Source organism: Shouchella shacheensis (assembly GCF_001484965.1).
Lineage (GTDB): Bacteria > Bacillota > Bacilli > Bacillales > Bacillaceae_D > Shouchella > Shouchella shacheensis.
On sequence record NZ_LLYY01000061.1, the window covers coordinates 1 to 7,685 of the forward strand.

12 protein-coding genes are annotated in these 7,685 nt (G+C 40.7%); 7 read left to right on the plus strand and 5 right to left on the minus strand.

Annotation, left to right across the window (positions count from 1 at the left end; genetic code table 11):
- From AVZ68_RS19175 to AVZ68_RS20415, 4 genes are all read left to right on the plus strand, one after another.
- On the plus strand, nt 1–240 hold a 240-nt coding region (locus AVZ68_RS19175; RefSeq protein WP_180316740.1), incomplete at its 5' end, for a tripartite tricarboxylate transporter permease.
- A complete protein-coding gene (locus tag AVZ68_RS19180) occupies nt 237–449 on the plus strand; it encodes a hypothetical protein (protein ID WP_059106186.1) in 213 nt (70 codons plus the stop codon). The genes AVZ68_RS19175 and AVZ68_RS19180, both read left to right, overlap by 4 nt.
- A gap of 13 nt (nt 450–462) precedes the next feature.
- Nucleotides 463–1,584 carry a PrpF domain-containing protein gene (locus tag AVZ68_RS19185; protein WP_059106187.1) on the plus strand — a complete coding sequence of 374 codons (1,122 nt, stop codon included), beginning with the start codon at nt 463–465 and terminating at the stop codon, nt 1,582–1,584.
- Nucleotides 1,585–2,075: 491 nt separating this feature from the next.
- Nucleotides 2,076–2,228, plus strand: a complete 153-nt coding sequence (locus tag AVZ68_RS20415; RefSeq protein ID WP_157404747.1) for a hypothetical protein — start codon at nt 2,076–2,078, stop codon at nt 2,226–2,228.
- 144 nt (nt 2,229–2,372) lie between these two features.
- Here the strand turns inward: AVZ68_RS20415 and AVZ68_RS19190 are convergent, their stop codons facing one another.
- Both AVZ68_RS19190 and AVZ68_RS19195 read right to left on the minus strand, forming a co-directional pair.
- A complete protein-coding gene (locus AVZ68_RS19190; protein WP_059106188.1) occupies nt 2,373–2,630 on the minus strand; it encodes a hypothetical protein in 258 nt (85 codons plus the stop codon).
- The gene (locus AVZ68_RS19195; RefSeq protein ID WP_059106189.1) at nt 2,623–2,964 is read right to left on the minus strand and encodes a hypothetical protein; all 342 of its coding nucleotides are present in this window, start codon (nt 2,962–2,964) and stop codon (nt 2,623–2,625) included. Before AVZ68_RS19195 ends, AVZ68_RS19190 begins: the two co-directional genes overlap by 8 nt.
- Nucleotides 2,965–3,594: 630 nt before the next feature.
- Here AVZ68_RS19195 and AVZ68_RS19200 point away from each other — a divergent pair.
- Nucleotides 3,595–4,107, plus strand: a complete 513-nt coding sequence (locus tag AVZ68_RS19200) for a hypothetical protein (RefSeq protein ID WP_059106190.1) — start codon at nt 3,595–3,597, stop codon at nt 4,105–4,107.
- 285 nt (nt 4,108–4,392) lie between these two features.
- Here the strand turns inward: AVZ68_RS19200 and AVZ68_RS19205 are convergent, their stop codons facing one another.
- From AVZ68_RS19205 to AVZ68_RS19215, 3 genes are read right to left on the minus strand one after another with little or no spacing between them, the layout of a single operon-like run.
- Entirely contained in the window at nt 4,393–4,713 is a 321-nt protein-coding gene (locus AVZ68_RS19205) for a helix-turn-helix domain-containing protein (protein WP_157404749.1), read from the minus strand.
- Between the two features lie 44 nt (nt 4,714–4,757).
- On the minus strand, nt 4,758–5,465 hold the full coding sequence (locus AVZ68_RS19210; protein WP_059106192.1) for an ATP-binding protein: 708 nt from the start codon (nt 5,463–5,465) through the stop codon (nt 4,758–4,760).
- On the minus strand, nt 5,462–5,683 hold the full coding sequence (locus tag AVZ68_RS19215; RefSeq protein ID WP_157404751.1) for a hypothetical protein: 222 nt from the start codon (nt 5,681–5,683) through the stop codon (nt 5,462–5,464). Before AVZ68_RS19215 ends, AVZ68_RS19210 begins: the two co-directional genes overlap by 4 nt.
- Before the next feature lie 335 nt (nt 5,684–6,018).
- Between AVZ68_RS19215 and AVZ68_RS19220 the strand changes: the two genes are divergently transcribed.
- Entirely contained in the window at nt 6,019–6,834 is an 816-nt protein-coding gene (locus AVZ68_RS19220) for a sugar phosphate isomerase/epimerase family protein (protein WP_059106194.1), read from the plus strand.
- 56 nt (nt 6,835–6,890) lie between these two features.
- The gene (locus AVZ68_RS19225) at nt 6,891–7,667 is read left to right on the plus strand and encodes a Gfo/Idh/MocA family protein (protein WP_245628187.1); all 777 of its coding nucleotides are present in this window, start codon (nt 6,891–6,893) and stop codon (nt 7,665–7,667) included.
- Nucleotides 7,668–7,685: the final 18 nt, after the last annotated feature.

Here is a 7,685-nt window from a genome sequence, read left to right on the forward strand (position 1 = left end):
TTAATTTTGAGGTCCGTTCATCTTTTTGGAGACTTTTTCAGTGGCCTCCTCATTATGGGTGCGATTTTTTGTATCTTTGCCGGAAAACTCATCAGAGTACCAACGAATGTACTCATACCAATTGTTACCGTATTCATCATTCTCGGTGCCTTTGCTTTGCGTAACCTAATGTTTGATGCCATGCTCGTCTTCTTATTCGGCTTAACGGCTGGTATTTACGTAAGTATCAGTATCCCGTGATTGCCGTTGTATTAGGGCTTGTACTCGGACCGATCGCGGACAGCGAGCTTATGCGTGCTGTGGAGTTGTATGGAAGCGGAACGTTTGCCGCTTTCTTCACAAGACCGATTTTTATAATTATGATTATTGTTACCGTGGCAGCAGTTGTGAGCCCTTATATGATGAAGCGAGTGAAGAAGAAGCGTTCTGACCAGAATGGAAGCACGTAAAGGGGGAAATGATATGTCACAAAAGGCGATACGTTGCAGCGTATATCGTGGCGGTACGAGCAGAGGTGTGTTTTTTCATAAGGAAAATTTGCCTGCTGAGCAAAAAGAGTGCCATCGTATATTTATGGATGTCATGGATGCGTATAACCGATCGCAAGTCGACGGCTTAGGTAGCGGCACGAGTCATACGAGCAAAGTCGTTGTTATTTCTCCACCAAGCCACCCTGAGGCTGACGTGGATTACACTTTTTATCAAGTTGGGGTTGGAGAAGAAATTGTCGATGACAAAGGAACATGTGGAAATTTGATGGCGGCTGTTGGTGCATTCGCGATTAACGAACATTATGTGAGTGGAGCGGGCAGCCAGGTCGAAGTGAAAGCATGGAATACGAACATTGATAAGTTAATTTCGATTACTGTTCCATTAATTAACGGTGTTCCAAAAGTGCAAGGGGATTATCCCATGCCAGGGACAGTGAGAACAGGGGCGAAATACGAAGTACGCATTCTTAACCCTGGCGGCGGGAAAACCGGAAAGACGTTGCCGCTAGGTGCCATTTATGAAAATGAAGACGATCGCTACTCCTTTGTTGATCTCGTAAACCCATTTACGTATGTAGCAGCTGAAGATGTTGGCTTAAGCGGCACAGAAGCAAACGATGAGCTTAGCAGCAACGATTCGCTGCTATCCGAGTTAGAACGTATTCGGGTGCATTCAGCTGTTGTGGGTGGGTTGGAGCCTACGCTGGAAGCTGCATCAAACGCACCGGCCATTCCGAAAATTGCCATCGTCGGAAAGCCCCAGACCTACGTTACGACGTCCGGCAAGACGGTCCATGCCGAAGACGTCGATATCCTCGCAAAGATGATTTCGATGGGGAACGTACACAGGACGTTCGCGGGCAGCGGGCTGTACAATATTGCTGCTGCAACGTACCTCCCTGGCACGCTCCCAAATCAGTTTGTTCGCAACCGCGAAAAAAACGGTATCATTAGAATTGGCCACCCGGACGGCATTGCCGAAGTTGCCGTAACTCCCACTAATGATGGGGAGGATGTCGCCGCGGTTGGACTGGATCGAACGGTTCGCTTAATTATGAAAGGCGACGTGTTTGTAAGAAACGCTGAGGATTAAATATGAAAGCTAAAGGTGACAATGCAGCTGCCTGATTCTTCAGGCAGCTGTTGTGTTTTTCCGCTATTAGAGCTTGACGGTAGGCCAAGTTTTTCTAATGAAACCATCAAAGATGCACAAGAACAAATTGATCAATATAATGGGTTGATAAGGAAAGTGGATATTTCTCGTTCCAGAGTTCATCGTGGGCGAGGCAAGCCAAAACCAATATCATAGCTGTGCAAACTTTGTTCTAAAGGTTATGTTTAATAGTAAGATCTTTATTTAGAGGGAAGTTTGCACAGTTTTTGTGTTTGCGATTTCCTCGCTTGGGCAAAGGCAAAGGTTCTATAAAGGTACAAGGGTTTTGGGATGATACTCGTGGATATTAGTTGTCCAGATACTACAGCGAGGGCGAGGGGTCCCTGAATGGCTCCATTGAAGGCGATGATACAATCCAAATCATCCTTATGTTATAATACAGTTGTAAAACTGATAAAGGGGATGAAAGCATGACAGAGCCTAAAATAAAATCAAATGTACAATTTATTGGCAGTGCCCCCGAAAAGTATAGCCAAGAGCGTATTGAAAGAGATTATCTACAGCGTTTAAATAATATGGATAAAGTCATTAAGCAATTTGCTAAAAAAACTACACGAGCATAAACAAGGATCAATTTGATCCTTGTTTTTTGCTCTTTCAAACGCTTGTAGTCAACAAACTTTTACCTGAATAAAATACATAGAGAGCAATTTTGATTTTGAACATTTGTCAGGTTAGGTTTTTCCGGCTACTGAGCCCAACTTAAATTAGTGACTCTTTATTTCGGATGAAAACTTCTGGATTCTTTGTGTTATCAGAGTACCAACTTGCACCATCTCACTTATTGTCTTTTCCTCTAAATGGGGTTTAAATTCTGTTGCTTCATCGAGAATCTTTTCCATTGATATATATTGCTTTTTAAGCTTTTCAGTGAGTTTGGTTTGTACTAAAGCCCGTTTGGCTTGCTGTGCGTATTTCTCCGCTATTTCAATCTTTTTTTCAACGCTGGTCTGAGTCTCATTCAAGGTTTTCATCTCGGCTTTGTAATTTTTTGTGAGGGCTCGCATCTGAGTTTGATTTAAACCTAATTCCTTTTTTCAGCTGCCTTATAGGTCCTTGTAAGTCTTGCTCAAACTCTTCAGTGAAATCTTTAAGTGTTCTAGGGTTTGTTATATAGACTTTGGAGGTCGGTGATACGTTTTTACCCGTAATTAGAACGGTATCATTAACTAAGACTGCTTCTGTCCTTTTTGGGTTTGTCTCTTTATTGATGTGTCGAACCAGTTTTTTAGACTCACTTTTTAAAGCTGATGATAATGTTTCATTAGCATTTACGATTTTGAACTTTTTAATTGACATCCATGCCCCCCCTTTTTTTTACATCTTATTCAATCTAAGGGTTGTATTATGTATTCATTTAGGGATCGTCCTGATCGTGAAGGAAATTTGTTTTTTGACGAGGGGATTTTCCTGAAACCAGATCATCGATGAAGTCGACAGGGGATAAGTTTTGTCTAATGGATTGACTATTCGGATAACTATGATATTTTTAATCTAAGAGGGAGGTAATACATGGGTTCTTATCCCGGCCTTTCCGATTATGAAATTAGAGAACTAGTTGAGGACTTGTTGAACCTTCAATAATAAAATAAAAAACCCCGCTACTAAGCGGGGCATATAAATATGTAAAGCCCCATCTCACCTACATGAGTAGCTCACGTAGGAACGCAAGCCTTCGGATCGACAGGGCTAATTACCAAGGTTAATTAGTCATTACCCTGATTATATCTCATTATAACCAACTGGACAGAGCTATATTTTTCGAATATGAGTATGAAGGCGATAAGTATTTGGTATTTACCCAAGCTTTATTGAAGACGGGTGATCCTAATCCGCCTGAATTGCAGAGGTTACTACGAAAAAGTAAGACACAATACAATAGCTTTTGCCAAAAACCTGAGGATTATATATAAAAGGAGATGGTTTTAAATGGCTCAGAAAAAAACGAATCAACACAAGGAATTAATTGATCACTTAATTGCCAAAAATATCTCTCTTGCTTTTAGAGATAACAATATTTGTATGGGTGATGCTTGTGTCTACACCTCTTACTTAACAAAAGAACTTCTAAAAGAAAAGTTTGATTTAGATGCACAATTAGTTGCTGGTAAAGTTGACTTCTCCCCTGCAGGGGTAGGGATGGCTTATAATTGGGATCCACCAAGAGAATTCCATATGTGGGTGAAGTTGGGATTAAAAGTTATCGATATTGCAGTAATGACAGTACCTCAAAGAAATGATTTTAACCTTAAATATTTGAACTCACCTTGGATTGAAAACGACATGTTTCCCCTAGTTTGGGGGAAGGACACACCTTTTGAATATACAAAAGTAAAGAACGGTGTGGAACAAATAGAAAGCCCAGTGGATGCCGAAGATTACAAGGTATTGTACGAGTATGCATCTAAACTCATAGACGAAGGATTGGATGAAGTAAGATAGTTTATGTTCTTTGCTTATAGTTTTTATAAAAAGTTTGGGTTTAAATGAATACGGCGGACGGTTTTTACCACTTGTGTGGTCTTTTTTACCACCTTTTGCGGGGGAATGTACCACTCATTGCGGAGTCCGTTACCACACATGAAAAGCATGGATTGAATATTGCCATGAGATAGGGTCAGTTGTACCATTTGTTGAGCCACTAAGGACATAATAGAGAGCTATCTATGACATGGGTGAGCACTATAGTAGATGAAGCTATTCCCCGCCCATGGGCGGGGAATAGCTTCATCCATTAAAATGGAAGGATCCAGATTTAAGTTCAAGCTTCAATTTCTCACAACGAAGCTTATCAATCTCCTTTTGTAACGCTCCCACCTTTTCCTCGAGTCTTACGATTTTGGTTTCATCATTGATTCCTTTTTCATAAGCTGTTCCAACATAACTTAAATCTACCAGGAAAGATAACACAGCTTGCTCTTTAATATTGTAGTCCGCTCCATTTTCTGTTGCTTCGATTTCACCTTCAGTTATCCATTGCCTGACATCTTTCTCACTGCACTCAATCTCATAATTGTGTAGGAGTTCGACAGCCTCTGCGATGGTCATGTAATCCCTCATTTAAAACTCCCTTTCAGTTCGTATTCTGGTTTTTATAAAAGATCGTTGTTCCTTACATCGTTTGCCGTTTGTTTTTGCACACCAAGACGTTCACGCATCGATACCTTTCCATCAATAAAAATATCATAGGAATCATGAACAATTCGGTCGAGAATGGCTTCTGCTAGGGTGCCATCTCCCAGTTTTTCGTACCATCCATCAATATCGAATTGGGAACAATAGATGTTGGATTGTTTTGCTTGGCGCCTTGTGTTAATGATTTCAAGAAGGAGAGCTGCTTCTTCATTGGTTAAGGTGTGAAGCAGCCATTCATCAAGAATAAGAAGATCTACCTTCTGAAGCTTCCTCATTAGTTTGACATAACTGTCATCCTGTTGATATTTTGCAATTTTAAAATCCTCTAATAGATCAGGAAGTCGTGTGTATTGTACCTTGAAGAACTGCCGGCACGCTTGTACGCCAAATGCGATGGCCATCCACGATTTCCCGGCCCCAGACACGCCTTTAAAGATAATATTCCGCCCATCCAGAATGTAGCTCCCACTGGCTAGACGCAGGAGTAAATCTTTCTCCAGTTTCCGGTCTTCATAATACATGATCTCTTCGATTGAAGCCGATTCAGGAAACGCTGCCTGTTTGAGAAGAAGGTTTAATTTATTACTTTTCCGGCGGGATTCTTCATGATCAATTAAGATACCGAATAATGTCTCAAAATCCATTTCTTTGTTTTCTGCCTTCATGAATCCTGATCAATCATAAATAAAGTAGAACCTGCCCAATCTACTTCTAACACTTCCCCTGGTTTCCGTCTGATTCGCATGGTCGCTTTATACTTTTGGGCAAAGTGGTGGTAATGCTCCGTGAATGTCCGATAAGCATAGGGAATCTTCTCTTGTTCCCGGGCTTTCCTCGCATATTCCTCATGAAGCAACGTCAATGTGACATGTGGTTTGGCCAACTCCTCATGCAGATAATCAAAATCAATCGTTTGCCGGCCAGAAGCTTCGAGTTTTTCTCTGGATAGAGAAAATCTTCAATCCCACTATTTAAAAGTATATTCGTCTGAGCCAACTATACCAAGTTAATAAGAGAAACCACCACCTTTATTTACGCAAAAAAAAACAAAGACCCCCTTTTTTAACGGTAATATTTTTGGGTCAAGCGATATATGAGTTGATTTAAGGCTTTATTTGCGTAATAAATTACGAAAATAATATTGACACCGCTTTCAATGAGTGTTAAGTTATGAGTGTTAATCCTCATAAGATAAATTTACGTAAAGGATGTGTTGATATGAAAGTAGGTTATATGACAAATGGCTATGGCATACAAGTTGGCTCTAATGGTGGTGTGACAAGTGTTAAAGATAGTCGATATGAGACACTTTGTCACGATGAGGAGGTGATTAAAACGTTGGCTTCTCAGGGTTATTCAAGTATTGAAATGTTTGATGGTAACCTCGAACGCTTTGCGGAAAACCCTGACGAATTGCAGGAACTATTAGCAGATAATAATGTTTCTCTTCTAGGTGTTTATATTGGAGCAAACTATATTTATCACGATGCTCTGGAGGATGAATTGTGGAGAATTGAACGCATAAGTGAATTAGCTTCGAAATTCGATGCAAAACATATCGTTCTGGGAGGCGGGGCTTTAAGGCCAAACGGAAATTCCGAAGAAGATTATGATCAATTAGCTGATGGGTTGAAACGAGCAGAAGCGGTTGTCACGAAGAATGGTATGGTGGCAAGCTATCACCCGCATTTAGGTTCGATGGTGGAGTCACCTGAACAGGTGGACAAGCTCTTTGCCAGATCGCCAATTTCTTTTTGTCCTGACCTTGCACATTTAGCCGCAGGTGGAGGAGACCCTTTGGAGATGATTAAAAAATATAAGGATCGAATAAAATACGTTCACTTAAAAGATTTAAAAGACGGCGCGTTTGTACCGCTTGGAAAAGGTGATCTTCAGATAGAGGAAATTATAGACTTTCTGAGAAAAGAAGGGTATACAGGGGACTGGTTAGTTGAAATTGACGGTTATAATGGCGAACCAAAAGAAGCAAGCTTGACCTCGTACGAATTTTTAAAAGGTAAATTAGAAGCTTAAAATTATACCGAAATAATGAAATTAGACTATACTTAATAATGAAGGGAAGATTCATAATGAAAGAATTAAAAGTTGGATTGGTTGGCGCAGGTTTTATGGGGAAGGCGCATGTTGTAGGATATTCGAATGCTCCGAAATTGTTTTGGCCAGCTGTTGCAAAACCTGTACTGAAAACGGTGTGTGACATTGACAGTGATGTAGCCAAAGACGCAAAAGAACGTTTTGGTTTTGAAAAAAGCACCACTGATTATATGGATATTGTTAATGATCCTGAAATCGATATTGTAAGCGTTTGTACACCGAACGATTCACACGCAGAGATTTCAATTGCTGCTTTGAATGCAGGAAAACACGTCTTGTGTGAAAAACCAATTTCGAATAATGCGGAAGATGCAAGAGCAATGGTTGATGCAGCCGAAAGAGCAAAAGAAAAAGGGATTATTTCCATGTGTGCATATCAGTACCGGCGTGTACCAGCTGTTGTACTGGCAAAGAAATTTGTTGATGAAGGAACGATTGGGGAGATTCTCAATATACGGACACAGTATTTACAGAGCTGGAGTGCAGATCCAAATTCGCCACTTTCATGGAGATTCCAAAAGAAATATGCTGGAGCGGGAGCACTTGGTGATATTGGTACGCATGTGATTGATATTGCCCAGTATCTTGCAGGGGATATCGATGAGGTCGTCTCAAATGTCCGGACTTATATTAAGGAGCGCCCTGTACAGGAAGGTGGGGCTGACTTATTGGGAACCGTTAAAATTGACGAAAATGCAAAAAAAGCTCCTGTGGATGTTGAGAGGCCACTGAAAAAGTCTCCAAAAAGATGAACGGACCTCAAAATTAAT